Genomic DNA, 26,128 nt, shown 5'->3' on the forward strand with positions numbered 1-26,128 from the left:
GTTCTCGACATCCTCGTCCGACTTTTTTTCGGGCCCTGTGGAAACGAGGTCTCAGACCGCCACCGGCACCTCCCCCGCCCGCCGCCGGATCACCAGGGCCATCAGCGCAGCCACCGCGCACAGCGCCCCCGACGCGTACCAGACCACGTCGTACGAGCCGAACGCGTCGCGGGCGACGCCGCCGAGGAAGGCGACCAGGGCGGCGCCCACCTGGTGGGAGGCGAGGACCCAGCCGAAGACGATCGCGCTGTCCTCTCCGTACTGCTCCCGGCACAGGGCGAGGGTGGGCGGGACGGTGGCGACCCAGTCGAGGCCGTAGAAGACGATGAAGAAGATCATCGGTGGGTGGACCGAGGGCGCCAGCAGCAGGGGGAGGAAGAGGAGCGAGACGCCGCGCAGGGCGTAGTAGACCGCGAGCAGGCGGCGCGCGTCGAAGCGGTCCGTGAACCAGCCGGAGGCGATCGTGCCGACGACGTCGAAGATCCCGATGACCGCGAGCAGCGAGGCCGCGGCCGTGATGGGCATGCCGTGGTCGTGGGAGGCGGGCACGAAGTGGGTCTGGACCAGGCCGTTGGTGGAGGCACCGCAGATCGCGAAGGTACCGGCGAGCAGCCAGAACGGGCCGGTGCGGGCGGCCGAGAAGAGGACGGACACGGCACGGCGCGCGGCGCCCGTCACCGGGGCCGGCTTCGGTACGAACTCAGTCGCTCCGTACGGCTTCTGGCCGACGTCGGCCGGGTGGTCGTGCAGCAGGAGCCACACGAACGGCACGACCACGAGCGCCGCGAGCGCGACCGTCACGGCCGCCGGACGCCAGTCGTAGCGGTCGATGATCCTGGCCAGCAAGGGCAGGAAGATCAGCTGGCCCGAGGCCGACGCGGCGGTGAGGATGCCGGTGACCAGGCCGCGCCGCTCGGTGAACCAGCGGTTGGTGACGGTCGCCGCGAACGCCAGCGCCATGGAACCGGAGCCGAGGCCGACCAGCAGCCCCCAGCACAGCATCAGCTGCCAGGCCGCCGTCATCCACACGGTCAGGCCGGAACCGAGCGCGATGACGGTCAGGGCGACCGCGACGACCCGGCGGATGCCGAAGCGGTCCATCAGGGCTGCCGCGAACGGGGCCGTCAGGCCGTACAGCGCGAGATTGACGGAGACCGCGGCCCCGATCGTGCCGCGTGACCAGCCGAACTCGTCGTGCAGCGGGTCGATGAGCAGACCCGGTACGGAACGGAAGGCCGCGGCGCCGATGATCGTCACAAAGGTGACAGCGGCCACGAACCAGGCGCGGTGCACGCGCCTGCGCTTCGGTTTCGACGGCTGCTCCACGACTGCGGGGGCTTGGCTTGTCTGGGTCACGTCATAGAGCTTCCGATCCGCGCCCGGGACGCAGCGAGTGGCCCGAAGGACAGTATTCGTTAGGATCGGGCCATGGCAGCGAGCGCAGCAGACCCCGGCTTCCGGCCCCACCGCGTCGTCGTCCTCGCCCTCGACGGACTGCTCCCCTTCGAACTCGGCATCCCGCACCGCATCTTCGGCCGCCCCAAGGACGCCCGGGGACGGCACCTGTACGAGGTCGTGACCTGCTCGGTCCGCCCGCCCGGCCCGGTCGTGACGGACGCCGACTTCACCATCCACGTCCCCCACGGCCCGGAGGCCCTGGCCACCGCCGACACGGTGATCGTCCCGGCGTCGTACGAACTCGGCCCGGTCTACGAGGACGGCGTGCTGACCGCCGAACTCGCCGCCGCCCTCGCCCACCTCAGGCCCGGCACCCGGCTGGCCTCCATCTGCACCGGCGTCTACGTCCTCGCCGCCGCGGGCCTGCTCGACGGCCGCCCCGCCACCACCCACTGGGCCGACTCCGAACGCCTCCAGCGGCTCTTCCCGCGGGTCGAGGTCGACCCGGACGTGCTGTTCATCGACGACGGTGACGTGCTGACCTCCGCGGGCGTCGCGGCCGGCCTCGATCTGTGCCTGCACATGGTGCGCCGCGACCACGGTGCCGCCGTCGCCAACGACGTGGCCCGCCGTACGGTCGTACCGCCGCACCGCGACGGCGGGCAGGCGCAGTACATCGAACGGCCGGTGCCCGATCCGCAGCAGGCGTCCACCACCGCCGCCCGCGCCTGGGCCCTGGGCCGCCTCCACCAGCCGGTCCAGCTGCGTGACATGGCCGCCCAGGAGTCCATGTCGGTCCGCACCTTCACCCGCCGCTTCCGCGAGGAGACCGGCGTCAGCCCGGGCCAGTGGCTCACCCAGCAGCGCGTGGAACGGGCCCGGCATCTGCTGGAGTCCACCGACCTCTCCGTCGACCAGGTGGCCCACGACGCCGGTTTCGGCACGGCCCAGTCGATGCGCCAGCACCTCCAGACGGCACTCGGCGTCACCCCCACCGCCTACCGGCGGACCTTCCGGGCCGAAAAGGACCGGAAGGCGTCCGTCAGAACGTGAGCACCCCCCGCGCCACCCGCCCCGCCTCCGCGTCCGCCGCCGCCCTCTCGAACTCCTCGACCGGATAGGTCCGGGTGACGAGTTCGTCGAGCAGCAGCCGGCCCTCGCGGTACAGGTCGGCGTACAGGGCGATGTCGCGCTGCGGGCGGGAGGAGCCGTAGCGGCAGCCCAGGACGGACTTGTCGAGGTACATCGACGAGACGCGGAAGGACGCCTCGGCCGTGGCCGGGGGCACGCCGAGGAGGATCGCCTGGCCGTGCCGGTCCAGCGCGTCGATCGCCTGGCGGATCAGCTCCACCCGGCCGACGCACTCGAAGGCGTGGTCCGCGCCCGTGGGGAGGACGTCCCGCACGCCCTCGGTCGAGGTGAGGAAGTCCGTCGCGCCGAAACGCCGCGCCACCTCCTCCTTCGCCGGGTTGGCGTCTACGGCCACGATCCGCAGGGCGCCCGCGAGCCGCGCCCCCTGCAACACGTTCAGCCCGATCCCGCCCGTCCCGATCACCAGCACGCTGTCGCCCCGGTCCACCCGCGCCCGGTTCAGTACGGCGCCCACCCCCGTCAGCACCCCGCACCCGATGAGCGCCGCCGACGCCATGGGGATGTCCTCGGGGATGCGGACGGCCTGCACGGCCTTCACCACCGTGCGCTCCGCGAAGGCCGAGTTCGCCGCGAACTGGTACACCGGCAGGCCGTCGTGGCTGAACGGCCGCCCCGGGCGCCCGATCGCGCCCCGGCACATCGTCGGCCGCCCCCGGTCGCACTCCGCGCACGTCCCGCAGTTGGCCAGCGTGGACAGGGCCACATGGTCACCGGGCGCGACATGGGTGACGCCCACACCCACCGCCTCCACGACCCCGGCCCCCTCATGGCCCAGCACCACAGGAACCGGGAAGGGTATGGTCCCGTCCACCACCGACAGATCGCTGTGGCACAGCCCGGCCGCCCGGATCGCGACCAGCACCTCACCCGGCCCGGGCTCCCGCACCTCCAGGTCCGTCACGACCCGGACCTGCTTCCCGTCGAAGATCACGCCTCGCATCACACGGCTCCCTTGGGCTCCCTGGGCAGGCCGAGCACGCGCTCGGCGATGATCGTGCGCTGGATCTGGTCCGAGCCGCCGTAGAGGGTGTCGGCCCGGGAGAACAGGAACAGGTGCTGTGCCGCGTCCAGTTCGTACGGCGCCGTGGCCGACCAGCCGGCGGGACCCACACTCGCCGCCGTGCCCCGCACCAGCACCGCCAGCTCCCCCAGCCGCTGATGCCAGCCGGCCCACAGCAGCTTCGCCACGCTCGGCGCCCCCGCGTCGCCCGAACCGCCCAGCGTGCGCAGGGCGTTCCAGCGCATGGTGCGCAGTTCGGCCCACTGCCGTACGAGCCGCTCCCGTACGACGGGATCCCGCGCCGCCCCCGACTCCAAGGCCGCCCGCACGACGTCCTCGAACTCCTGGGCGAACCCGATCTGCTGGGCCAGCGTGGACACGCCCCGCTCGAAGCCGAGCAGGCTCATGGCGACGCGCCAGCCGTCACCCTCACCCCCGACGACCTGCTCCGCGCGGGCGCCGTCGAAGTAGACCTCGTTGAAGTCGCTGGTACCGGTCAGCTGCCGGATGGGACGGACCTCGATGCGGCCCGGCTGGTCCATGGGGACGAGGAGGAAGCTCAGCCCGCGGTGCCTGCGGGACCCGGCCTCGGTACGGGCGAGCACGAAGCACCAGTCGGCCTCGTGCGCCAGCGACGTCCAGATCTTCTGCCCCGTGACCCGATACGCCCGGCCGCCCGCCTCGCGCACGGCCGCGGTACGGACCCCTGCCAGGTCCGAACCGGCACCGGGTTCGCTGTACCCCTGGCACCAGAGTTCGTCACCGGCGGCGATCGGAGGCAGGAACCGGGCCTTCTGCTCCTCGGTGCCGTGCGCGATCAGCGTGGGCGCGAGCAGGTTCTCCCCGATGTGCCCGGAGCGCGCGGGCGCCCCCGACCGCGCGTACTCCTCGGCCCAGACGACCTGCCGCGTGAGGCCGACCCGCCGGTTCCCATACCCGTCGGCACCCCACCCGAGCCCGATCCACCCGGCCGCCCCGAGCGTCCGCTCCCATGCGCGTCGGTCGCCCGTACCCCCGGTATGCGCGGCAAGCCATTCACGGACCTCGCCGCGAAAGTCCTCGTCTTCACGCGTGAACCCAAAATCCATGAGGTTCGTCCCTCCCTCAGGGGCGCGGGGAACTGCGCGAACAGCCACACTCGACCCGCACCCGCCATACGGACACGCACCCCCGAGCTACTGGGCGTTGGGCCGCTCCCCTTCCCGCGCCGCCCGCTCCCCCTCCCGCACCCGCTCCAGCAACGGCATCGGATCCACCCCCACCGACCCCGGCAGAAACTCCGCGACCTTCTCCACGGTCCAACCGCCGGAGGCAAACCCCGCCCGCAACTCCCTCGGCTGCGCCCACACCGCGATCTTCGCCCCGGCGACGGTGTACACCTGCCCGGTGATCCCCTCCCGGGCCGCCGCGTCGGACAGCAGATACACCACCAGCGCGGCGACGTCCTCCGGCTCCCCGATCTCCGCCAGTTCCATCGGAACGCCCGCCGACATCCGCGTCCGCGCGACCGGCGCCACCGCGTTCGCGGTCACCCCGTACTTGTGCAGCCCCAGCGCGGCGCTCCGTACCAGCGAGATGATCCCGCCCTTCGCCGCGCTGTAGTTGGCCTGCGACACGGACCCCTGGTGATTCCCGCTGGTGAACCCGATCAACGTCCCGGCCCGCTGCTTCCGCATCACCGCCGAGGCCGCCCGGAACACCGTGAACGTGCCCTTCAGATGGGTCGCGACGACCGGGTCCCACTCCTCCTCGGTCATGTTGAACAGCATCCGCTCGCGCAGGATCCCGGCCACGCAGACCACCCCGTCGAGCCGCCCGTACGACGACAGCGCCACGTCGACGACCCGCTGTCCGCCCGCCATGGTGGAGATGTCGTCGGCGACCGCCACCGCCTCCCCGCCGGCCGCCTCGATCTCCTTGACCACGCCCTCGGCTATCTCGCTGGTCGGCGAGGCGCCGTCGACGGAGACGCCGTAGTCGTTGACGACGACCTTCGCCCCTTCGGACGCCGCCGCGAGCGCGACCGCCCGGCCGATGCCCCGCCCGGCGCCGGTGACGGCGACGACCTTCCCTGCCAAGAAGTTACCCACGCCCGGCCCCTTCCCGTCCCACGGTTTCTGACGGACCGTTAGATTTCAGGTTCCCGAATTCTACGACCCGTCAGATACGGGAAGACAAGCCCCGGGGAGGACTCATGTCGCTGCCGGACGTGTTCCACGACATCGCCAAGCGCGTGAACAACTGGGGCCGTTGGGGGACCGACGACGAGCTGGGCACACTGAACCTGATCACCGACGAGGTCGTACGGGACGCCGCGGCCACCGTCCGCACCGGCCGCCGTGTCCCCCTCGCGCTGCCCCTCCAGCAGGACGGCGTACAGACCGGGATGATCCCGGGACGCGTCAACCCCCTGCACGTCATGGTGCAGATCAACCAGGAGCTGTTCGGCCCGGGCACGGTCGCGTGCAGCGACGACGCCGTGACCATGGGGCTGCAGGCGGCCACCCACTGGGACGCGCTGCCCCATGTCTCGCACTCGGGCCGGATCTACAACGGCCGCCCGGCCGGCTCCGTCACGGCGCACGGCGGCGCCGGGTTCAGCGGCATCGGCACGGTCCGGCACCTCGTCTCGCGCGGGGTCCTGCTCGACGTCGCCCGGGCCCGGGGCACGGACCGGCTCGACGGCGGGTACGCCGTCACCCCCGAGGACCTGGACGCCGCCGAGGAACTGGCCGGAACGCGCGTACGGGCCGGCGACATCGTGCTCGTACGGACCGGGCAGGTCCAGGTCTGCCTGGCCGGGGACCGGCACGGCTACGCCTACCCGTCGCCGGGACTGTCGATCCGGACGCCGGAGTGGTTCCACGCGCGCGATGTCGCGGCCGTCGCCAACGACACCCTGACCTTCGAGGTGTTCCCGCCCGAGGTGGACGGCCTGTGGCTGCCGGTGCACGCCCTCGACCTCGTGGAGATGGGGATGCCACAGGGCCAGAACTGGAATCTCGAAAAGTTGTCCACAGCCTGTGGAGAAGCGGGGCGCTACGCCTTCCTGCTGACGGCGACGCCCGAGCCGTTCGCCGGGGCGACCGGGTCTCCGGTGGCACCGGTCGCCGTTCTCTAGGGCATCGCCCCCAGGGATCCACTGAAGCTGGATGGCGGCGCCCCGCTGCTCGCCCCGAGCACGGCAGCGTGCGCCGCCATCCATCTCCGGCGCTCCCGCCCCGGCTCCCCTGGCCCTGAAGGGAGCCGACGCCGAATCACGACTCACACTCGCCGAGGGCCACCGTCACCGACGCCCTCGCCGTCCCCTCACGGCGAATCGCTGCTCACCAGCGTGAACACACGGTCACGGCGCGTCAACACCCGGTTCGGTGATTTGTCGCTTATGCGGTGTGTGCCGTAGGCGCGCACGGAAGCACATCCCGGCGCATCGCCGCATGCCCTGACGGAACCGGCCGGCCTGCCGTGCACCCGTGCCCCGACTTCGCCGCAAGACCCCGCGGCATGTGCCGCCCCGGTCTGAAGGGTCCGGCCCTACACCGCCTCGTAGGCCAGCCCCTCGAAGGACGTCCCGCCGCCGTACGCCGCCGCGCCCCCTCCGCACGACGTCGTGACCTCACCGGACTTCGCGCACCGGTCCAGCTCGCACCAGATGCGCTTGCCGGTGCTCTCGACGCTCCAGCCCCAGCGGTCGGCGAGGCCGTCGACGAGGGCGAGACCCCGGCCGCCGGTCGCGTCGTCGTCAGCGCACCGGGGCACGGGGGCCCGGCCGCTGCGGTCGGCGACCTCGAGACGCACCGTGGCCTCGTCCGTCACCGCGTGCGGCAGGGACAGCAGCAGGACCGCGGGACAGCCGGTGTGCACCACGGCGTTGGTGACGAGTTCGGAGACGAGCAGGATCAGCGTCTCGGCGAGCGGTTCGTCGGCCTGTATGCCCGACCCGGCCAGGCGCGAGCGGGCCCACCGCCTGGCACGCCCCACCTCTGCGGGGTCGGGCCGGATCTCCAGCTGCACTTGAAGCACCTGCACCGCTCACACCATCCGAACCGGCGGACACTTAGGCTCGCGCCTCACGAGGGCCACGATCGTAGCCATTTTCTGCATGGCCAGAACAACGGCCGGGACAAGGATCACGGACCGTGAATCCCTTGTGGGACAGCATGGTTGACGTACAGTCACCCCAACAAGCGCTTCGGGCATATTCCAGCGCGAAGGAGTACCCCTGCGGGATACTGTGCGACGCTCACCGCGGGGAGTCGAACAGGCCGCGCCCCTGGGTCGCACCGCGCTCTGAGCCACTCGCATCTCACACAAGGTACCGGAGCGGACCGCCGACTCCGGGCTGTTACGAGTCACGCATCGGATACGACCCGGTATCAACTCTCCGTAATTCCGGCATGCCACAATCCGCGACATCTTTTCGGGCATCGTCGGCAATGTCGCAGCCAGCGGGCCTGTCAGGCCGCCCCGGCCGCCAGATCGGCCGCGAGGATTTCCTCACTCTCCGTGACGCTTCCCGCACGTTGGGTTCGAACCCATGCGCGTTTCAGATGCAGATGGACCTCGGACTCCCAGGTGAAGCCCATGCCGCCGTGCACCTGGAGACAGTCGCGGGCGCCGCGTACGGCGGCCTCGTCGGCGAGCAGGCGGGCGGCGGCGATGTCGACCGGGTCGGCGGTGACGGCGGCCGCGTACACCGCGGCGCGGGCCGTCTCCGCCCGGACCAGCATCCCCGCGCACAGGTGTGCCACCGCCTGGAAGGCCCCTATGGGCCGTCCGAACTGTTCGCGGGCCCGGGCGTGTTGCGCCGCCAGCTCGCAGACGCGGCCCGCCGTGCCGAGCTGCTCCGCGGCGGTGAGGAGGACGGCGACGGGGTCCGGGGCCGTCGCCGCGCCGCCGGGCACGCGGTGCAGGGGCGTCAACGGGTCGAGGGAGCGCAGCGGCACGGCTCCGGCGGTGTCGCCGCGTACGACGTCGGCCTCCGCCAGCCACTCCGCGAGGCCGCCGTCGACGGCCGTCACGACGGTCTCCCCGGTGGCCGCGCCGGGTACGGCACCGGCCGCCAGGTGGGTGGCGGCCAGCGGCCCGGGCAGCAGCGCCCGCCCCGCCTCCTCGAACACCAACACCGCCTCGGGCAGCCCCAGTCCGACCCCGCCGTCCGCCTCGGGCAGCCGCAGGGCGAAGAACCCGGCGTCGCCCAGGGCCCGCCACAGCGCCCGGTCCAGTCGCACCGGGTCCCGCACGGCGGCCCGCAGCGCCTCCGCGTCGAAGCGCCGGGCGAGCAGCTGCCGCACCCCGTCGCGCAACGCCCGCTGGTCGTCCGTCAACCGGAAACGCACGGTCACCGTCCCTTCGGCAGGCCGAGGATCCGCTCGGCGACGATGCCGTGCTGGATCTGCGAGGTACCGGCCGCGATGGTGTACGAGAGGGAGGAGAGGCGGTCCAGCGTCCAGGGCCGGTCCAGGTCGAGGCAGTCCGGGCCCAGGACCTCGGCGGCGGCGTCGTAGAGCTCCTGGCGGGCGTGCGAGTACCGCAGTTTGAAGACCGAGCCGCCGGCCCCGGGCACCCCGCCCGAGGCCTCCGCCGCGCTGACGTTCCACTGCGTGAGCCGCCACAGCGCCCGGAACTCGGCGTTGAGCCTGCCCAGCCGGCGCCGGAGCGACGGGTCGTCCCAGCGGCCGTTCTTACGGGCCTCGACGGCCAGTTCGGCGAGCACACGGCGGCAGGCCACGACCTCGCCCGCGAAGGCTGTGCCGCGTTCGAAGGACAGCGTCACCATCGTCACGCGCCAGCCGTCGTTCTCGTCCCCGACCCGGTTCGCGAGCGGCACGCGCACCTCGTCGAGGAAGACCTCCGCGAACTCGGCGGAGCCGGCCAGCGTGCGCAGCGGCCGTACGGTGATGCCGGGGGCGTCCATGGGCATGGCGAGCCAGGTGATACCGCGGTGCTTGGGCGCCGAGGGGTCCGTGCGGACCAAGAGCTCGCACCAGTCGGCGACTTCCGCGTGGGAGGTCCAGATCTTGGAGCCGGTCACCACGTAGTGGTCGCCGTCGCGCCACGCGCGCGTGCGCAGGGCCGCGAGGTCGGAGCCGGCCTCCGGTTCGCTGAAGCCCTGGCACCAGACCTCCTCGCCGCGCAGGATCGGCGGCAGCCAGCGCGCCCGCTGCCCGTCCGTGCCCTCGGCGGCGATGGTCGGGCCGGCGTGCAGCAGCCCCACGAAGCCCGCGCCCACATAGGGCGCGCCGGCCTTCTCGGTCTCCTCCAGGAAGATGAGCCGGGTGGTCGGGGAGGCGTCCCAGTGGACGTCGGCGTATCCGGCGTCGTGGAGCCTGCGCTGCCAGCCGAGGTCGTAGGCGCGGCGGGCGGGCCAGTCGTCGGGGGGCGGCTTGGGAGGCAGCGCGGGCAGCACCGTGCCGAGCCACTCCCGCAGGCGCGCCCGGAACTCCTCTTCCTCGGGGCTGTACGTGAGGTTCATCTACTTGTCGAGGTCCAGGTCGAGCATGCGGATCGCGTTGCCGCGCATCAGCTTGTAGACCGTCTCGTCGTCGAGGCCCTTGACGTGGTCGAGGGCGACTTCCTTGGTGTGCGGGAAGGTCGAGTCGACGTGCGGGTAGTCGGTCTCGAAGGTGGCGTTGTCGCGGCCGACGACGTCGAGGGACGCGACGCCGTGCTTGTCGCGGAAGAAGCAGCAGTACATCTGCCGGTAGTAGTACGTGGACGGCGGCTCGGGGATGGTGTCGCGGACGCCGCCCCAGGCGCGGTGCTCCTCCCAGACGTCGTCGGCGCGTTCCAGGGCGTAGGGGATCCAGCCCATCTGGCCCTCGGAGTAGGCGAGTTTGAGGCGCGGGTACCTCACCAGGACCCCGCTGAAGAGGAAGTCCATCATCGAGGCCATCGCGTTGTTGAAGCTGAGCGAGGCCTGGACGGCGGGCGGTGCGTCCGGGGAGGCGGCGGGCATCTGGGACGAGGACCCGATGTGCATGTTGACGACCGTCCCGGTCTCCTGGCAGACCGCGAAGAACGGGTCCCAGTAGCCGGAGTGGATGGACGGCAGCCCGAGGTGGGTGGGGATCTCGGAGAAGGTCACCGCCCGTACGCCGCGCTCGGCGTTGCGCCGGATCTCCGCGACGGCCAGTCCGATGTCCCACAGCGGGATCAGGCAGAGCGGGATGAGCCGCCCGCCGCTGTCCCCGCACCACTCCTCGACCATCCAGTCGTTGTAGGCGCGTACACAGGCCAGGGCGACCTCCTTGTCGTGCGCCTCGGCGAAGGTCTGGCCGCAGAAGCGGGGGAAGGACGGGAAGCAGAGGGACGCCTCGACGTGGTTGAGGTCCATGTCCTCCAGGCGGGCCTTCGGGTCCCAGCAGCCGCGCCGCATCTCCTGCCTGGTGATGCCCTCCAGGGTCATCTCGTCCCGGTCGAAGCCGACGGCGGCGATGTTGCGCTTGTACGGGAACTTGAGGTCCTCGTAGATCCACCAGTCGGTGGGCGGGCCGTCCGGGTCCATGGTGATCCGGTACTTGCCCGCGACGTAGGCGAGTTCACCGATCCCGGCGGTCAGGGGCCGGGGTCCGCGGTCGCGGTACTTGGCCGGCAGCCAGGTGTCGAAGAGGTGGGCGGGCTCGATCACGTGGTCGTCGACGCTGATGATGCGGGGCAGTTCGGTCGCGCGCTCCATGGGTCGTCCCCTCCGCCGGACTGATGCTTATCTGATGCCGCGTCAGATAGCATCCTACCTGACGACCCGTCAGCCAAGCAGGTAGGGGGCAGCCGTGAACGAGACCCCGCACGCCCTGAGTTCGTCCCGCACACTGTGGGAGCTGGTCACCCGCCGTGCCGCCCTCACCCCGGATCGCCCGCTCTTCCTCCAGGGCGACCGCAGGCTCACCTTCGGCGCTCTGCGCACGCGGGCCGAGCGGGTCGCGGCCGGGCTGTACGGCATGGGAGTCCGCCCCGGCACGGTGGTCGCCTGGCAGCTGCCCACCCGGATCGAGACCGCCCTGCTGTCCTTCGCGCTGGCCCGCCTCGGGGCCGTGCAGACGCCGGTCATCCCCTTCTACCGGGACCGCGAGGTGGGCTTCGCGCTGCGCGAGTCGAGGGCGGAGTTCTTCGCGGTGCCGGGTGTGTGGCGGGGCTTCGACCACACGGAGATGGCCCGGCGGCTGGGCGCGAAGGGCGTCTTCGAGGCGTACGCCGACCTGCCCGACGGGGATCCCTCCGTCCTGCCTCCGCCTCCCCCGCCCTCCGACGGCACCACGGTCCGCTGGATCTACTGGACGTCCGGCACGACCTCCGACCCCAAGGGCGTGCTGCACACGGACCGTTCCCTGATCGCGGGCGGCTCCTGCCTCGCGCACGCCCTGCGGCCGTCGGGGGACGACGTGGGGTCGATCGCCTTCCCGTACGCCCATATCGGGGGGCCCGACTACACGGTGATGCTGCTGCTCTACGGCTTCCCGGCGGCGCTGTTCGAGCAGTTCGCGCTGCCGGACGCGCTGGAGTCCTACCGGCGGCACGGGGTGACCATGGCGGGCGGGTCCACGGCGTTCTACTCGATGTTCCTGACGGAGCAGCGGAAGCGGCCGGGGACCCCTGTGGTCCCGACGCTGCGGCTCCTGGCGGGCGGCGGAGCCCCGAAGCCGCCGGAGCTGTACCACGCCGTGGTCCGAGAGATGGGCGTCCAGCTCACCCACGGCTACGGCATGACCGAGGTACCGATGATCACCATGGGTGTCCCGGACGACACCCCCGACCTGCTGGCGACGACCGAGGGGCGGCCGCCGGAGGGCATGGAGATACGGATCGTGGACGGGGAGGTGCGGTTGCGCGGGGAGGCGGTGTGCCAGGGGTACCTCGATCCCGAGCAGACGGCGGAGGCCTTCGACCCGGACGGCTTCCTGCGCACCGGCGACCTCGGACACCTGACGGAGACCGGCCACCTGGTCCTCACCGGCCGCCTCAAGGACGTCATCATCCGCAAGGGAGAGAACATCTCGGCCCAGGAGATCGAGGACCTGCTGCACCGGCATCCGGCGGTCGCAGACGCGGCGGTGATCGGCCTGCCGGACGCGACACGCGGCGAGCTGGTGTGCGCGGTGGTGGAACAGCCCCCGGACGCCGAGCCCTTGACCCTGGCGACGGTCACCACCCACCTGCGCGCCGAGGGACTGTCCGTGCACAAGCTGCCGGAGCGGCTGGAGGTGGTGGCCGCGCTGCCGCGGGGGGAGACCTTGCGCAAGGTACTGAAGTACAAGCTGCGCGAGCGGTACTCGGGCGGGTGATGCGGCCGGGGCGGGAGCCCTGCCCCCGGGCAGGTGGCGCCATACGGGCCTGGGCACCACACGGTGGCAGGCGACTGGCCCGGGCCGGCGGTGCCGGCCCGGGCCAGTCGCTTCACCCGTCGCTCTACTCGGGCACCGTGAAGTACCGCGCGAAGGCCGGTACGACCTCGGGCTCTCCGACCTTGCCGTCCTCGTCCGCGTCCAGCGCGCCGGCGGCTGTGCGGGCGATGTCCTCGGGGGCGCCGAGGCAGGTGAGGACGCGGGCCACTTCCTCGAGGGTCGCCGCGCCGTCACCATCCGTGTCGGCGATGTCCAGTGCCGCGTGCAGGAAGGGGCGGGCGATCTCGGCGAACCGGTCCGGGTTGTCGCGCAGGCGCTTGACCGCGCCGCCCACGAACTCCTCGCGCGTGATGCGCTGGTCGCCGTCGCGGTCCGCGATGCCCGCCATGCCCTGCCAGAACGCCTCCGCGCCGCCGTACAGCGCCTGGCCCTTGTCGGACCGGGCCGCTACGGCGAACTCCGCGAGCAGCGCCTTGGCCGCCCCGTAGAAGTCCTCGCGGTCGATGTAGCCGTTGCCGTCCTGGTCGAAGATGGCGAACCGGGCGGCGATCCTGCGCTCGTACTCGCTGCTGACCATGTCTCTTTCAGGCCGCCTTACGTCAGGTGGGGTGCGTCTCGCTCGGAGCGTACGACGGAGGGGGCCGTTCGGGCGCGGGAAAACGTCACTTGCGCCAAGACCGGGGGAATTCCGGGACAACAGCGTGTCAGAACGGCAACACTCGCCCTACCGTGCGTCATCGGCCCCTCACGCGGACAGGGGTTCGCCCTCGTCACCCAGGGCCGCGTCCACATCGACGTACACGTCGAACAGCCTGCGAACGCCCAGCGCGCCGAGGACCCGGTTGACGTGGGACCCGTCGGCCGCGCCCCGGGCGGGCAGCACCAGCCGCAGCCGGCCCTGGCAGGAGCGGATCAGACGGCGGGCTGCGATGAGCACGCCGACGCCGCTGGAATCGCAGAAGAACACGTCGGAAAGGTCGAGGACAAGACAGTGGTGCCCCTCGGCCACTACGTCGTGCACACGCTGACGCAGCACCGGCGAGGTCACCAGATCCAGTTCGCCGGACACCTGGAGCACGGCCCATTCGCCCTGCTCGCCGCCGGTCACTTTGAAGGTCACCACCACGCCCTTCGATCGCCAAAACGGAAGCAGTCCCTACGCTTCCTTGCAGCGCGGCTGCCCAGCGGCCGTTCCCTGAAACTCAACCCGAAAAACGGATCCCTCTCGAATGAGGCTTGTTTTAGTCGGCTTCGATCCTGTTCGATCCTATTCAGTCAGGTCTGATCGGATGGCGGCGGGGTAGGCGCCTGTACCACCTGCGGCCGCCCGGGGGGCGCACATTGCCACAAAGGGGCGTGCGCTACCGGACGTGCCGACTACATTCGAGGAGACATCAGGCACACGCTGGACAGGGCACGGGCGCGGGACACGAGCAGGGGGTGAGGGGGCCGCATGGCGAAAAAGGACGTACCGCCCCGCTGGGACCGCAAGATGCAGCAGCGGCTCGCCCGCGGGGAGGCCGCCGCCCTCGGTGAGCTCTACGACCGGTTCGCCTCCCTCGTGCACGGCCTCGCCCACCGCGTCCTCGGCGACGAACACGCCGCCGACGGCATCACCCGCGAGGTCTTCGTCCACGTCTGGGAACATCCGGACGCCTACGACCCCCGGCAGGGCCCGCTGCGCACCTGGGTCGCCACCCTGACCCACCGCCTGGCCGTGCAACGCCTGCGCGCCACCGAGACCGCCGCCCTCGCCCGCGACGGCTCCGGCACCGCCGAGGAGCTGGAGCACAGGGTGCGCCGCGCCTCGGTCGCCGCCCGCGCCGACTACATCGTCCAGTCCATGCCGGCCCCGCTGCGCTCGGCCCTGGAGCGGGCCTACTTCCAGCGCCGCGACTACCGCCAGACCGCCACCGACCTCGGCATCACCGAGGACGAGGCCCGCCGCCGGCTGCGCCTGGGCCTCCAGCTCCTGTCCACCGCCCACGAGACCGAGCCACCCGGCGCACCGCAGGGACACGGGGGTGCGGTGTGAGCGGGTCGGAGATGCCCGAGTACGACGAAGGACAGGAGCCGGGGAAGCCGCCGCGGATCCCTCCGCCCCGGGCCTCCGTCGAGGACAGCGGACTGCCCCTGCCCGCGCCGGCGGATCTCGGCGACGCGGCGCTCCCTCCCGTACGGCCCGTGCTGGAGCACCCCGTGCTGAAGGCCCTGCTCGGCGCCTGGGCGCTGGCCGCCTGCTCGCCCGAGGAGGCCGTGGCCGTCGAGGAGCACCTCGGCGAGTGCGGGCAGTGCGCCGACGAGGCACGGCGGCTGCGCGAGGCGGTCGGACTGCTGCAACGGCCCGAGAGCCTCGACCTGGACCCGTCGCTGCGCACCCACGTCCTGGAGACCTGCCTGGAGCGGCGCCCGCCGCGCATCCCGGTGCCGGACTGGGCCGCCGCGTACGACGCCGAGACCGCGCGCCTGGACGCCCTGGTCCAGGACTTCGGCGACGCCGAGTGGCACGCGCCGGTACGGCTGCGCTGGTTCCGGGCCGACGCGTCCACGAGCCGCCGCACGACCGTCGCCGGGGTCATCGCGCATCTGCTCAGCGTCGACGGTCTTGTCGCGCTCGCGCTGGGCCTGGACGACCCGCTGGGCGACGTCACGTCCCGGCGCCCGACCCCGGCGGCCCGCACCGAGGCGTACTGGCGGGCCTCCCACTTCCCGCCCACCCGGGCGGTGCGGGCGCCCTGGCGGGAACAGAGCCACCACCTCGTCCGCACGGTGTCCTTCACGGGCGGCGGCGCCGGGAAGATGATCGTGCCGTACGGCGACTTCGCCCTGCCCCTGCACGACGCGATGCTCGACCGGGCCTTCGAGTGCTGGGTGCACGCCGAGGACATCGCGGACGCGGTCGACTACCCCTACGACCCGCCCTCGCCGCGCCATCTGCACCGCATGATCGACCTGGCGGCCCGCATGCTGCCGACGGCCCTGGCACACCGCCGCCGGGCCGGCCTCGCGGCCCCCGCCCACCACCGCCACCTCGTGGCGGCGGGCGAACCCGGCCGCAGCCTCCGCCTGGAGATCGAGGGCCTCGGCGGCGGCGAGTGGCTGATCCCCCTCGACTCCCCCGCGGCCAAGGGCTCCGCGGAACACGAGGTGGCCCACGTAGCCCTGGACGGCGTCGAATTCTGCCGCCTGGCAGCAGGCCACGTACCTCCCCAGGAGGCGGCCGCGGGCCAGGTGGGAGACAAGGAGGCGATCAGAGACGTCCTCTTCGCCGCAGCCTCACTGAGCAGGATGTAGAACCCGGGAGCGGGGAAGTTCCCTCAGGGGCGCGGGGCTGTGTCGATATGCGGCTCCGCCGCGTGGGCGCGAACAACCACACACGACCCGCACCCGCCACCAAACGGGACGACCCGAGCTACTAGGCGAAAATAACCGTCCGCCGCCCATTGGGCAGAATCCGCCGCTCGGCATGCCACTTAACCGCCCGCGCCAGCGCCTGACACTCCACATCACGCCCGATGGCGACCAGCCCCTCAGGCGTCACGTCATGCCCCACCCGCTCGACCTCCTGCTCGATGATCGGCCCCTCGTCAAGATCAGCCGTCACATAGTGAGCCGTCGCCCCGATCAGCTTCACACCCCGCGCATGAGCCTGGTGATACGGCTTCGCACCCTTGAAGCTCGGCAGGAACGAGTGGTGGATATTGATGATCCGCCCGGACAGGGCCTTGCACAGATCGTCCGACAGCACCTGCATGTACCGGGCGAGGACGACCAGCTCGACACCCTCCTCACGCACGATGTCGAGCAGCCGGCCCTCCGCCTCGGACTTCGTGTCCCTCGTCACCGGAATGTGGTGGAAGGGGATGTCGTACGAGCCCACCAGCTCGGCGAAGTCCGTGTGGTTGGACACCACCCCGGCGATCTCCACCGGCAGCGCCCCGGTCCGCGCCCGGAACAGCAGGTCGTTCAGGCAGTGCCCGAACTTGCTGACCATGAGCAGGATGCGCATCTTCTGGTCGCCCCGGTTGATCTGCCACTCCATCTGAAAGGAGTCACCGATCGCCGCGAAGCTGGCCCGCAGCTTCTCCACGGACACCGGTGCGTCCGCCGAGAAGTGGACGCGCATGAAGAACAGTCCCGTGTCGTGGTCGCCGAACTGCTGGCTGTCCTCGATGTTGCAGCCGGTCATGAAGAGGTAACTCGACACGGCGTGCACGATGCCCTTCCTGTCCGGGCAGGAAAGGGTGAGGACGTACTGGTCGGGCGGGGTCGCGGCGGTGGTGGACTGCTCGTTCATGCAGGACAGGGTCCCACAGGCGGCCGCACCGCCCGCAATCGTCCCGCTGTACGGACCCCCTGGGCGAACCCCTAGGCGGACCTGGTCATGATCCGCAGTACCTCCAGGCTGCGCGGCGGCGTGTCCGGCTCCTCGCCGTCGCTCGCGGCGAGCCGCACATGCGCGTCCCGGGCCGCCTGGATCGCCTCCGGCCACGCCTGGTGCTCGAGGTACGCGGCGACCGGCGCGTCCGGCCCGACCTGGTGCATGATCCGCAGCACCCGCAGCACGGCGCCGTCGACCAGGGCCGCCTCCTGCGAGTCGCGGAAGATCGTGCCCACGTACTTCTCGGCGGACCAGTGATCCAGCCAGGTGTCCTCGACCAGCCGGTACACCGCGTCGGTCACGTCGCCGTAGCCGTCCACGCCGGCCAGCCAGACGTCCCGCTGGAACCCGGGATCGGAGAGCATGTGCAGCGCCGAGCGCACGTTGCTGCGCCAGCGCCACCACGGCATGTCATTGACAGGCATGCCGCCCATGGTGGATGAGCGACGGCCACGACGGGAAGAGTTCTCCGAAGCTTGCACGGTCATCGATCGTACGTTCCCCTCCACATCGGTCACCCCTGCCCCCGCAATTCACCTGCGCGTCACCCATTGTTGAGCCGAGATCACTCTCGGGTTGGTCATGTGGCGGAATCGTGCGGAACCATGACCGGCAGGCGACGCACCCGCAGCACATTCCTCCCCGGCCACCTCACCCGTCACGCCAGAAAAGGCGTCCTGTCCGCGGGCACGGCGGCCGCGTGCGCGTCGATCCTCGCCGGCTGCGGGGTCGTCCCCGGCACCACGGGGGATGCCGGGGACGATCCGATCACCGTCATGACCTGGGCGCCGCAGGACACCAAGGCCACCAACAAGCCCGGCATGCCCGCCTTCGCCCACGCGTACGCCCGCTGGATCAACGCCAAGGGCGGGATCAACGGCCGCAAGCTCAACGTGCTGACCTGCAACGACCACAACGACAGCGTGGCCGCCGCCAAGTGCGCCCGGCGGGCCGCCAAGGAGAACGTCGTCGCGGTCGTCGGATCGTACAGCCAGTACGCCGACTCCTTCTTCCCGTCCCTGGAGGGCGCGGGCATCCCGTACATAGGCGGCTACGGCATCACCAACGCCGAGTTCACCAGCCCCCTGTCCTACCCCGTCAACGGCGGCCAGCCCGCGCTGCTCGCCGGTCTCGGCAGGTCCCTGGCCGGCTGCGGGCCGGTCGCGCTGGTGCGGCCCGACACCATCGCGGGCGACCAGCTGCCTCCGCTGCTCGACTCCGGCCTGAAGGCGGGCGGCCACTCGGCGGCCCGGGACCAGCGGGCGCCGGAGGACGCCACCGAGTACGACGGCCACGCCGGGCGGGCGCTGGAGACGACGACGTCCTCCCCCGGGGACGAGGGCTGCGTGGTGCCCGCCCTCGGGGACCGCAACGGCACCTTCATGGACTCCTTCCGGCGGGCCCGCGAGGACTATCCCGACGTACGGACGGCCACCGTGCTCGGCAGCGTCGACCAGACGGTGATCGACGCGACCGGCGGGGCCTCGGGGCCGTACGAGGGCTCGTACATCACCGGCTGGTACCCCGTGGCGAGCGATGCCCGCTGGGACGGGATGAAGCGGGTGATCAAGGAGGAGGCCTTCGGCGACAACCGCATCGACGCCGCGGACGCCGGGGTGCAGACCACCTGGATCGCCTACACCGTGTTCAAGAAGGTCGTCGAGTCCCTCGGCGGCGGCGAGGTGAGCGCCGACACGGTGACGGAGGCGCTCGACGACGGCCTCAGGGTCAGCACGGGCGGGCTCACGCCGACGCTGCGGTGGCGGTTCCAGGACAAGCTCGCCGCCGTCGGCTTCCCGCGCCTGGTGAACGCGAACGTGACCCTTCAGGTGGTGCGGGAAGGGCGGCTGGTGTCGGCGCGGAAGGGCTTCGTCGACACGACGAGGACCCTGCAGGACGCCGACGTGAACTACTGAGCCCCGCTCAGCGGTTCCCGCCCGGATCGGGCCGCGTCACCTCACGTCACCTCACGTCACAGCTGCGTCGGCTGGCGCTCGGTCAGGCCGTACGTCTTCGCTATCGCGTTCCACAGCCCGGCCGCCTTGGTCTTCTCGGTGCTCGCGACACCGCTGGCCCTGTTGCCTGCCTGGGTCTGGCCGGTGGCCCGGGCCTGGCCCTTCCGGCAGCCCTTCTTGCCCGCGGTCTGGTCGGCCCAGGCCGCGTAGTGGTTGTCGGCGGACGCCGAGGCCTGCCACGCCTTGGTGAGGGCGGTGGTCAGCGCGGCGTGCTGGGGCAGCTGGTCGACCGCGATGCCGGAGAGGCGGGTGACCAGCTCGGTGCGCTGCTTGGCCGCGTCACGCAGGTTCTTGGCGGCCTGGGGCAGGTTGTCGCAGCCCTTGACGTCGGCGACGGAGGTGATCACGGTGGTGCGGCTGTCGCCGCTGTCGGCGAGCAGCTTGTCCAGCTCGACCGCCTGCGCGCGGGCCGGGTCGGCGGAGGGTGAGGCGGAGTCGTCCGTCGCGGGCGCCGAGGCGGCCACGGTCTTGTTGTTGTCGCCGCCGTCGTCGTCCCCGCCTCCGCCGGCGGCGAGCAGCGCGCCGGCGCCGACGCCGAGGACGGCGATGCCGATGCCGACCGCCGCGATGACCGGAACCCGCGAGCCGGTCCGGCCGCCGCGCCCGGACCGCCCGCCGCCGGAGTGGCCGCCGCCGGAGTGGCCGGGCGGGGTGTAGGAGGGCTGGGGCTGGTGCTGGGGCTGCTCGAAGCGGGGCATCTGCTGCGTGGCCCCGGCCGGGCTCTCGGCGCCGTGGTCGCTGCGGAAGAGGTTGTCGAACTCGGCGGGCGGCTGCTTGTCCCCGCCGGGCACCGGCGCGATGTACTGCGTCGCCTCGGCGTCCGGATTCGAGGCGGGCGGCAACGGCCCGGCTCCGGCCCGGGGCCCGGTCCCCAGGAACGTGGTCGCCTCGGGGTCGTGACCGGTGGGCGTCTCGGGCGGCAGCGCACCCGGGCCCACCGGGGGTATGTACTGCGTCGCCCCTTCATCGGGGGCAGCGGCGACTGGCGGCAGGAACTGGGTCGCGCCCTCGTCGGCGGGCGCGGGCAGCGGTGCGCCTCCGGCGCCCGTGGACGGGGAGGGAGACCCGTACCCGTCCGTCGCGGGCGGCAGCGGGGCACCCCCGGCGGGAGCGCCGTACGCCCCTGGAGCGGCCCCGTACGCGCCGGAGCCCGGCGCGGGATACCCGTAGCCGCCGGGCGCCGAACCGCCCGCGGTGGATCCGTACGCGTCGGAGGCCGGGGGCAGACCGCCCCCGGCGGGAGACCCGTACGCGTCCGTGCTCGGCGGCAGCTGGCCTCCCGCGGCCGGGGAGCCGTACCCGCCCGCGGCAGGAGATCCGTAGCCGTCCGTGGCCTGCGGCAGCGGGGTGCCGTACGGGCCGAGGGCCGGGGGCAGTTGGGAAGCGTCGGGCGGAGTGCCGTACCCGGCGTACGGGTTGGGGGGCTGGGTGCCCTCCTGGGGGAGCGCGCCCGGGGCGGCGGGGTGTTGGGCGTGCTGGGCGTCCCATGCCGGGGGTTCCGGGGTGGCCCACTGCTGGGACTGCTGAGGCTGCGGGGACTGCCAGCTGTTGTCCTGCGGCGGGGGCGGGGTCTGCTGGTCGGGGCCCCAGGGCTGGCCCCAGGTCTGGCCCCCGGCGGGAGCGGAGGCCGGGGCCTGACCGGTCGGGGCCGGGCCGGGCCGGACGCCTGCCGGGGTGTCACCGGGTCCGCCCGTCATCCCCGGCAGCAGGGGTTCGCCACCGTCGGAGGGCAGCACGATGCCTTCGCGCGCTTGGCGCGCCGAGGGCTCCTCGCCCTGTCCACTCTGCGTCACCGGGACTCCTACTTATGGGGGACCTTGTGAATCGTCGGTTCACGCTACCGGGTCCCCAGAGCCCCGTGCCACGCAGCACAGGGCCTGACCTCAAGCCCTGTGAGCGCGGTAACACAACCGGGTCACGGCACGCTGTTCATGTCACCTCCCGCGCGCGCGGCGGCCGTTTCCCACACGTTCACGCATTCGCAGACCGTGTGTTCACGCCGCCGCCTGGAGGTCCAGGCGTGCCCCGAACTCCCTGACCACGGCCTCGTCCCGGTACGGCTCCAGCCGCTGCTGGAAGTCCTCCAGATACTCGGCGCCCCGGTTGGACCGCAGTCCCTCCAGCAGTTCCACGGCCTTCATGCCCGTGCTGCACGCCTCTTCGACCTCGCGCTGCTGCACCTGCGCCGTGGCCAACAGCACATAACCGATGGCCCGGCGGCGCGCCCGCGTCTCGGGATGCCCGTCCAGCGACTCCCGCGCGCACCGCGCCGCCGCGTCGGCCTGCCCCAGGTCCCGGTGACAGTGGGCCAACTCGTCGGCGAGATAGGCCTCGTCGAAGTGCGCGATCCACACCGGGTCGTCCCCGGCGGCCGGGTCGGCCGCCTCCAGGGCGCTCACCGCGCGCCCGGCCGCGGACTGGGTGGCGCGCACGTCGCCCATCAGGGCGTGCCCGCGCGCCTCCGCCGCGTAGAACATCGACTCCGCACGCGGTGACACGCGCCCCCGCGCCCCCTCCTGCGCCGCCCTCGCCAACTGCGCGATCTCCCGGGGATTCCCGAGCTGCGCGGCGAGATGGCTCATGGAGGCGGCGAGGACGTATCCGCCGTAGCCCCGGTCCCCGGCCGCCTGGGCGAGCCGCAGCGCCTGGATGTAGTAGCGCTGGGCCAGACCGGGCTGGCCGGTGTCCACGGCCATGTATCCGGCGAGCTCCGTCAGCCGGGCCACCGCGGCGAACAGGTCCCGCCCCACCGCCTCCCGGTACGACCCCGCCAGCAGCCCCGAGACCACGCTGTTGAGGTAGTGCACGACGACCGGGCGCACATGCCCGCTGCCGTACTGGTGGTCGAGATCCACCAGCGCCTGCGTCATGGCGAGGACCGCCCCCACGTCGGACTGCCCCACGCGCGGCCCGGCCGAGCGCGACACCTGGCCGTCGGGCGCGGAGATCAGCCAGTCACGGCTGGGCTCGACCAGCGCGGACGCGGCGACGGAGGAGCCGGACAGGAAGTCCCGCCGCCCCACGTCACTGCGCCACAGCTCGCAGACCTGCTCGATGGCCCCCAGTACCGTCGGCGAGAACTGGAGACCCACGCCCGAGGCGAGGTTCTTGCCGTTGGCCATGCCGATCTCGTCGATCGTGACCGTACGGCCGAGTTTGCGGCCCAGGGCCTCGGCGATGATCGCCGGGGCCCGGCCCCGCGGCTGCTGCCCGCGCAGCCAGCGCGCCACCGACGTCTTGTCGTAGCGCAGGTCGAGGCCGTGCTCGGCACCGCACATGTTGACCCGGCGGGCGAGGCCGGCGTTGGAGCAGCCGGCTTCCTGGATGAGCGCCTGGAGCCGTTCGTTCGGCTGCCGAGCGACGAGCGGCCTTGCGGCCATGGCGTACCCCCTGTGGCTGCGGTGCCTGCCCACGCACCGAGTTGACGTGTCTTCCGCGGCCGAACTCCCTCACGTCCCGGCGAAAAGATCCGGCCGTGAAGATCAATGCCCCGCCGACCAGGCGAAAATGCGAGGCATGTGAGGATTGCCGGGGTAACGGCTGTTGCCGGCCCCACTCGTGGCTACCCAGGTCCGGCCACCGATCCTCCTGCGCGCCCCCGCACATGCACCCATGCGCCCCGAGGACAGGGGCGGTGCTCTCCCCCGCGCACACGGGCGGGCGTAACCCCTGGTGACGACCAGAGTTGTGTTCATCGTGGAAGAGACGATCGCCGGCACCGAAGCCGCTCAGATCCCGAAGCAGCGCGGGGAATCGCTGCTGGAGACCGCCGTCCGCTACGCCGAGGAGCGCCACTGGGACGTGTTCCCCGGCACCTGGCTGGAAGCGGTCGAAGGACATCAGCGGTGCTCCTGCGGTGACGCCGCGTGTCCGGCACCCGGATCGCACCCGGCGCGCCCGGACTGGGCGACACAGGCGACGGGCAGCGCGACCGTCGCGCGACGGATGTGGCAGAAGCAGCCCACCGCGTCGATCCTGCTGCCGACGGGGCGGACGTTCGACGCGATCTCCGTGCCGGAGACGGCGGGCTTTCTGGCCTTGGCCCGGATGGAGCGGATGGAGCTGACACTGGGGCCGGTGACGCTCACGCCGAGTCGGCGGATGGAGTTCTTCGTGCTGCCGGGGGCCGGGGCGAAGGTGCCGGATCTGGTGCGGAAGCTGGGGTGGTCGGTGTCGTCGCTGGATCTGACCGTGCTGGGTGAGGGGGCGTATGTGGCAGCGCCGCCTACGCGGTTCGGGTCGCGGGGGGCTGTGCAGTGGGCCTGCCGGCCTACGCCTGCGAATCGGTGGCTGCCGGATGCGGAGGAGTTGATCTCGCCGCTTGCGTATGCGTGCGGGCGGGACCGGTAGCGCCTGATCGTCTGCGTGGTTCCTCTTCGTCGGCGGCTGCGGCTTGTCTGTGGTTGATCGCGCAGTTCCCCGCGCCCCTGAAAGACGCCACCGTAGGGTTCTAGGTGACGGAGGGAGACGCGGTGGGATCCAGTGCTGTACGGGTGCAGGGGCTCTGGAAGCGGTTCGGGCAGCAGGTGGCTGTGGCCGGGGTCGATCTTGAGTTGCCGGCGGGGAAGTTCATCGGGCTGGTCGGGCCGAACGGGGCCGGGAAGACCACCACCTTGTCGATGGTGACCGGGCTGCTCAGGCCCGATCACGGGACCGTCGAGGTGGTCGGGCACGACGTGTGGCAAGACCCTGTCGAGGTGAAGGCCCGCATCGGGGTGCTGCCCGAGGGGCTGCGGCTGTTCGAGCGGCTGTCCGGGCGGGAACTCCTGGCGTACAACGGGCGGTTGCGCGGACTGCCCGGTGCCGAGGTCGACAAGCGGGCCACACAGCTCCTCGACGTCCTCGATCTGGCCGGTGCCCAGCACAAGCTCGTCGTCGACTACTCGACCGGCATGCGCAAGAAGATCGGGCTGGCCACCGCTCTCCTCCACAATCCCGAAGTGCTGTTCCTGGACGAGCCGTTCGAGGGCGTCGACCCCGTCTCGGCCCAGACCATCCGGGGCGTGCTGGAGCGGTACACCGCCTCGGGCGCCACCGTCGTGTTCTCTTCCCACGTCATGGAGCTCGTCGAGTCGCTGTGCGACTGGGTGGCCGTCATGGCCGCCGGGCGGATCCGGGCCACCGGGACCCTCGCCGAGGTGCGCGGAGACGCGCCCTCACTGCAACAGGCGTTCCTGCAACTCGTCGGGGCGCAGAGCCGGGACGCCGGATCCGACCTCGACTGGCTGGGCGGCGGGGCCCGGTGAGTGCCCCCGCCCTCACCCCCGTCGTCGTACGGCTGAAGCTGTCGCTGCTGCGCAACGGGCTGAAGCAGTCCGGCGGGCGCAAGGCCGCCTACATCGCCTCGGCCGTCTTCGCCCTGCTCTTCGCCGCGCTGCAACTGGTCGGTCTGATCGCGCTGCGCGGGCACGCGCACGTCGAGTCGCTGGTCGTGCTGGCCGTCGCCGTACTGGGGCTGGGCTGGGCGGTGATGCCGCTGTTCTTCCCCACGGGTGACGAGACGCTGGATCCGACCCGTCTGGTGATGCTGCCGCTGCGGCCCCGGCCGCTGGTGCGCGCCCTGCTCACGGCGTCGCTGGTCGGCATCGGGCCGCTGTTCACGCTGTGCCTGCTGGTGGGCTCCGTGATCGCGGTGGCCCGGGGCGGGGCGGCGTTCGCGGTGGGTGTCGTCGCGGTCGCCCTGGCGCTGCTGGTGTGCGTGGCGTTCGCGCGGGCCGTCGCCGCCGCCAACGTACGGCTGCTGAGCAGCCGCAAGGGCCGCGACCTCGCGGTGCTGAGCGGGCTCGTCATCGCCGTCGGGGCGCAGGTCGTCAACTTCGGCGCGCAGCGGCTCGGTTCGGCGGGGCTGGGCGAGCTGGACCCGGTCGCGGACGTGCTCCAGTGGGTGCCGCCGGCGTCGGCGATCGGCGCCGTGCACGCGGTGGGCGAGGGGTCGTACGGACTGGCCGCCGTCCAGCTGGCGCTGACCGCCGGTGCGCTGGTGGTGCTGCTCGCGGTGTGGTCCCGGCATCTGACGCGGCTGATGACCTCGCCCGACGGGTCCACCCTGCCCTCCGCCGAGTCGGCCGCCCGGGAGCGGTCCTCGACCGGGCTCGGGCGGCTGCTGCCCTCCGGGCGCACGGGCACGGTCATGGAGCGCAGCCTGCGGTACGTGTGGCGCGACCCCAAGACCAAGGCGGCCTGGGTGACCTCGCTGGCCATCGGGCTGATCGTGCCGGTGTTCAACGCCTGGCAGGGCACCGGGTCCGTGTACTTCGCGTGCTTCGCCGCCGGGATGCTCGGCATCCAGATGTACAACCAGTTCGGGCAGGACACCTCCGCGTTCTGGATGGTCGCCCTGACGATCTCCTCGCGCCGGGACGCCTACGTCGAGCTGCGCGCCCGCGCGCTGGCGCTGCTGCTGATCACCCTGCCGTACGCCACGCTCGTCACCGTGGTGACGACCGCGATGCTCGGCGACTGGCGGCGGCTGCCCGAGGCGCTGGGGCTGTCCTTCGCGCTGCTCGGCGCGATGCTCGCGACCGGGGCGTGGACGTCCGCCCGCTTCCCCTACTCCATCCCGCAGGAGGGCTACAAGAACGTCGCCCCGGGGCAGACCGGGCTCGCCTGGATCTCCATCTTCGGCGGGATGATCGCCGCCGCCGTGCTGTGCGCTCCCGTCATCGCGCTCACGATCTGGCTGAACGTGAGCGCCGAGGGCGACGACTGGACGTGGCTGCTGCTGCCGGTGGGCACGGCGTACGGGGCCGCGATCACGGTGCTGGGGCTGCGGCTGGCCGCTCCGCAGACGGCCCGGCGGCTGCCGGAGATCCTGGGGGCGGTCAGCAAGGGTTGACCTGTC

Annotated in this window: 23 protein-coding genes; 9 read left to right on the top strand and 14 right to left on the bottom strand. The window is 72.1% G+C overall.

Features of this window, described 5'->3' with window-relative positions; translation table 11 throughout:
* Positions 1-51 precede the first annotated feature (51 nt).
* Positions 52-1,356 (bottom strand): MFS transporter, encoded by a 1,305-nt coding sequence (locus tag ACZ6I3_RS09675; protein ID WP_469413260.1) that lies wholly within the window; start codon positions 1,354-1,356, stop codon positions 52-54.
* 72 nt (positions 1,357-1,428) lie between these two features.
* On the opposite strand from ACZ6I3_RS09675, the gene ACZ6I3_RS09680 reads away from it, so the two are divergent.
* Positions 1,429-2,451, top strand: a complete 1,023-nt coding sequence (locus ACZ6I3_RS09680; RefSeq protein ID WP_469413262.1) for a GlxA family transcriptional regulator — start codon at positions 1,429-1,431, stop codon at positions 2,449-2,451.
* Here ACZ6I3_RS09680 and ACZ6I3_RS09685 read toward each other — a convergent pair.
* The 3 genes from ACZ6I3_RS09685 to ACZ6I3_RS09695 all read right to left on the bottom strand — a co-directional run bounded on the left by ACZ6I3_RS09685 (position 2,441) and on the right by ACZ6I3_RS09695 (position 5,640).
* Positions 2,441-3,490 carry a Zn-dependent alcohol dehydrogenase gene (locus ACZ6I3_RS09685; protein WP_469413264.1) on the bottom strand — a complete coding sequence of 350 codons (1,050 nt, stop codon included), beginning with the start codon at positions 3,488-3,490 and terminating at the stop codon, positions 2,441-2,443. The genes ACZ6I3_RS09680 and ACZ6I3_RS09685 overlap by 11 nt on opposite strands.
* Positions 3,490-4,638: an acyl-CoA dehydrogenase family protein gene (locus tag ACZ6I3_RS09690; protein WP_469413265.1), complete on the bottom strand. Its 1,149-nt coding sequence runs from the start codon at positions 4,636-4,638 to the stop codon at positions 3,490-3,492. Before ACZ6I3_RS09690 ends, ACZ6I3_RS09685 begins: the two co-directional genes overlap by 1 nt.
* An 87-nt stretch (positions 4,639-4,725) precedes the next feature.
* Complete coding sequence (locus ACZ6I3_RS09695) at positions 4,726-5,640, bottom strand: SDR family oxidoreductase (RefSeq protein ID WP_469413268.1); 915 nt, start codon at positions 5,638-5,640, stop codon at positions 4,726-4,728.
* Between the two features lie 104 nt (positions 5,641-5,744).
* On the opposite strand from ACZ6I3_RS09695, the gene ACZ6I3_RS09700 reads away from it, so the two are divergent.
* Positions 5,745-6,671 carry a cyclase family protein gene (locus ACZ6I3_RS09700; protein ID WP_469413270.1) on the top strand — a complete coding sequence of 309 codons (927 nt, stop codon included), beginning with the start codon at positions 5,745-5,747 and terminating at the stop codon, positions 6,669-6,671.
* A gap of 413 nt (positions 6,672-7,084) precedes the next feature.
* Here the strand turns inward: ACZ6I3_RS09700 and ACZ6I3_RS09705 are convergent, their stop codons facing one another.
* The 4 genes from ACZ6I3_RS09705 to ACZ6I3_RS09720 form a co-directional block, all read right to left on the bottom strand.
* Positions 7,085-7,564, bottom strand: a complete 480-nt coding sequence (locus tag ACZ6I3_RS09705) for an ATP-binding protein (protein ID WP_469413681.1) — start codon at positions 7,562-7,564, stop codon at positions 7,085-7,087.
* 443 nt (positions 7,565-8,007) lie between these two features.
* Positions 8,008-8,889 (bottom strand): acyl-CoA dehydrogenase family protein, encoded by an 882-nt coding sequence (locus tag ACZ6I3_RS09710; protein ID WP_469413271.1) that lies wholly within the window; start codon positions 8,887-8,889, stop codon positions 8,008-8,010.
* A 2-nt stretch (positions 8,890-8,891) separates the two neighbouring features.
* On the bottom strand, positions 8,892-10,025 hold the full coding sequence (locus ACZ6I3_RS09715; protein WP_469413273.1) for an acyl-CoA dehydrogenase family protein: 1,134 nt from the start codon (positions 10,023-10,025) through the stop codon (positions 8,892-8,894).
* Complete coding sequence (locus tag ACZ6I3_RS09720; protein ID WP_469413274.1) at positions 10,026-11,228, bottom strand: amidohydrolase family protein; 1,203 nt, start codon at positions 11,226-11,228, stop codon at positions 10,026-10,028. It lies immediately after the preceding gene.
* Positions 11,229-11,322: 94 nt separating this feature from the next.
* Here ACZ6I3_RS09720 and ACZ6I3_RS09725 point away from each other — a divergent pair, with 94 nt between their 5' ends.
* Positions 11,323-12,831 carry a class I adenylate-forming enzyme family protein gene (locus ACZ6I3_RS09725; protein ID WP_469413276.1) on the top strand — a complete coding sequence of 503 codons (1,509 nt, stop codon included), beginning with the start codon at positions 11,323-11,325 and terminating at the stop codon, positions 12,829-12,831.
* 124 nt (positions 12,832-12,955) lie between these two features.
* Here ACZ6I3_RS09725 and ACZ6I3_RS09730 read toward each other — a convergent pair whose 3' ends face one another.
* Together ACZ6I3_RS09730 and ACZ6I3_RS09735 are read right to left on the bottom strand one after the other, a co-directional pair.
* Positions 12,956-13,468, bottom strand: a complete 513-nt coding sequence (locus ACZ6I3_RS09730) for an EF-hand domain-containing protein (RefSeq protein WP_469413278.1) — start codon at positions 13,466-13,468, stop codon at positions 12,956-12,958.
* A 168-nt stretch (positions 13,469-13,636) separates the two neighbouring features.
* Positions 13,637-14,017, bottom strand: coding sequence for an STAS domain-containing protein (locus tag ACZ6I3_RS09735; protein WP_469413279.1), 381 nt, complete (start codon positions 14,015-14,017; stop codon positions 13,637-13,639).
* Between the two features lie 327 nt (positions 14,018-14,344).
* Between ACZ6I3_RS09735 and ACZ6I3_RS09740 the strand changes: the two genes are divergently transcribed.
* Both ACZ6I3_RS09740 and ACZ6I3_RS09745 read left to right on the top strand, forming a co-directional pair.
* Positions 14,345-14,926 carry a sigma-70 family RNA polymerase sigma factor gene (locus tag ACZ6I3_RS09740; protein WP_469413280.1) on the top strand — a complete coding sequence of 194 codons (582 nt, stop codon included), beginning with the start codon at positions 14,345-14,347 and terminating at the stop codon, positions 14,924-14,926.
* 11 nt (positions 14,927-14,937) lie between these two features.
* A complete protein-coding gene (locus ACZ6I3_RS09745; RefSeq protein WP_469413682.1) occupies positions 14,938-16,185 on the top strand; it encodes a zf-HC2 domain-containing protein in 1,248 nt (415 codons plus the stop codon).
* A 121-nt stretch (positions 16,186-16,306) separates the two neighbouring features.
* Here the strand turns inward: ACZ6I3_RS09745 and purU are convergent, their stop codons facing one another.
* Positions 16,307-17,188: a formyltetrahydrofolate deformylase gene (gene purU, locus ACZ6I3_RS09750; RefSeq protein ID WP_382580696.1), complete on the bottom strand. Its 882-nt coding sequence runs from the start codon at positions 17,186-17,188 to the stop codon at positions 16,307-16,309.
* A gap of 71 nt (positions 17,189-17,259) precedes the next feature.
* Complete coding sequence (locus ACZ6I3_RS09755; protein ID WP_469413283.1) at positions 17,260-17,760, bottom strand: SCO4402 family protein; 501 nt, start codon at positions 17,758-17,760, stop codon at positions 17,260-17,262.
* A gap of 117 nt (positions 17,761-17,877) precedes the next feature.
* Between ACZ6I3_RS09755 and ACZ6I3_RS09760 the strand changes: the two genes are divergently transcribed.
* The gene (locus tag ACZ6I3_RS09760) at positions 17,878-19,188 is read left to right on the top strand and encodes an ABC transporter substrate-binding protein (protein WP_469413285.1); all 1,311 of its coding nucleotides are present in this window, start codon (positions 17,878-17,880) and stop codon (positions 19,186-19,188) included.
* Between the two features lie 56 nt (positions 19,189-19,244).
* Here ACZ6I3_RS09760 and ACZ6I3_RS09765 read toward each other — a convergent pair whose 3' ends face one another.
* On the bottom strand, positions 19,245-21,080 hold the full coding sequence (locus tag ACZ6I3_RS09765) for a DNA polymerase III subunit gamma/tau domain-containing protein (protein WP_469413287.1): 1,836 nt from the start codon (positions 21,078-21,080) through the stop codon (positions 19,245-19,247).
* Between the two features lie 201 nt (positions 21,081-21,281).
* Entirely contained in the window at positions 21,282-22,667 is a 1,386-nt protein-coding gene (locus ACZ6I3_RS09770; RefSeq protein WP_399017664.1) for a transcriptional regulator, read from the bottom strand.
* Positions 22,668-22,974: 307 nt separating this feature from the next.
* Here ACZ6I3_RS09770 and ACZ6I3_RS09775 point away from each other — a divergent pair, with 307 nt between their 5' ends.
* The 3 genes from ACZ6I3_RS09775 (at position 22,975) to ACZ6I3_RS09785 (ending at position 26,122) form a co-directional block, all read left to right on the top strand.
* Positions 22,975-23,637 (top strand): bifunctional DNA primase/polymerase, encoded by a 663-nt coding sequence (locus ACZ6I3_RS09775; RefSeq protein ID WP_469413684.1) that lies wholly within the window; start codon positions 22,975-22,977, stop codon positions 23,635-23,637.
* Positions 23,638-23,741: 104 nt separating this feature from the next.
* Complete coding sequence (locus tag ACZ6I3_RS09780) at positions 23,742-24,533, top strand: ABC transporter ATP-binding protein (protein WP_469413290.1); 792 nt, start codon at positions 23,742-23,744, stop codon at positions 24,531-24,533.
* Complete coding sequence (locus ACZ6I3_RS09785) at positions 24,530-26,122, top strand: transporter (RefSeq protein WP_469413292.1); 1,593 nt, start codon at positions 24,530-24,532, stop codon at positions 26,120-26,122. Before ACZ6I3_RS09780 ends, ACZ6I3_RS09785 begins: the two co-directional genes overlap by 4 nt.
* Positions 26,123-26,128: the final 6 nt, after the last annotated feature.

The organism is Streptomyces sp. NPDC041940 (genome assembly GCF_055589465.1).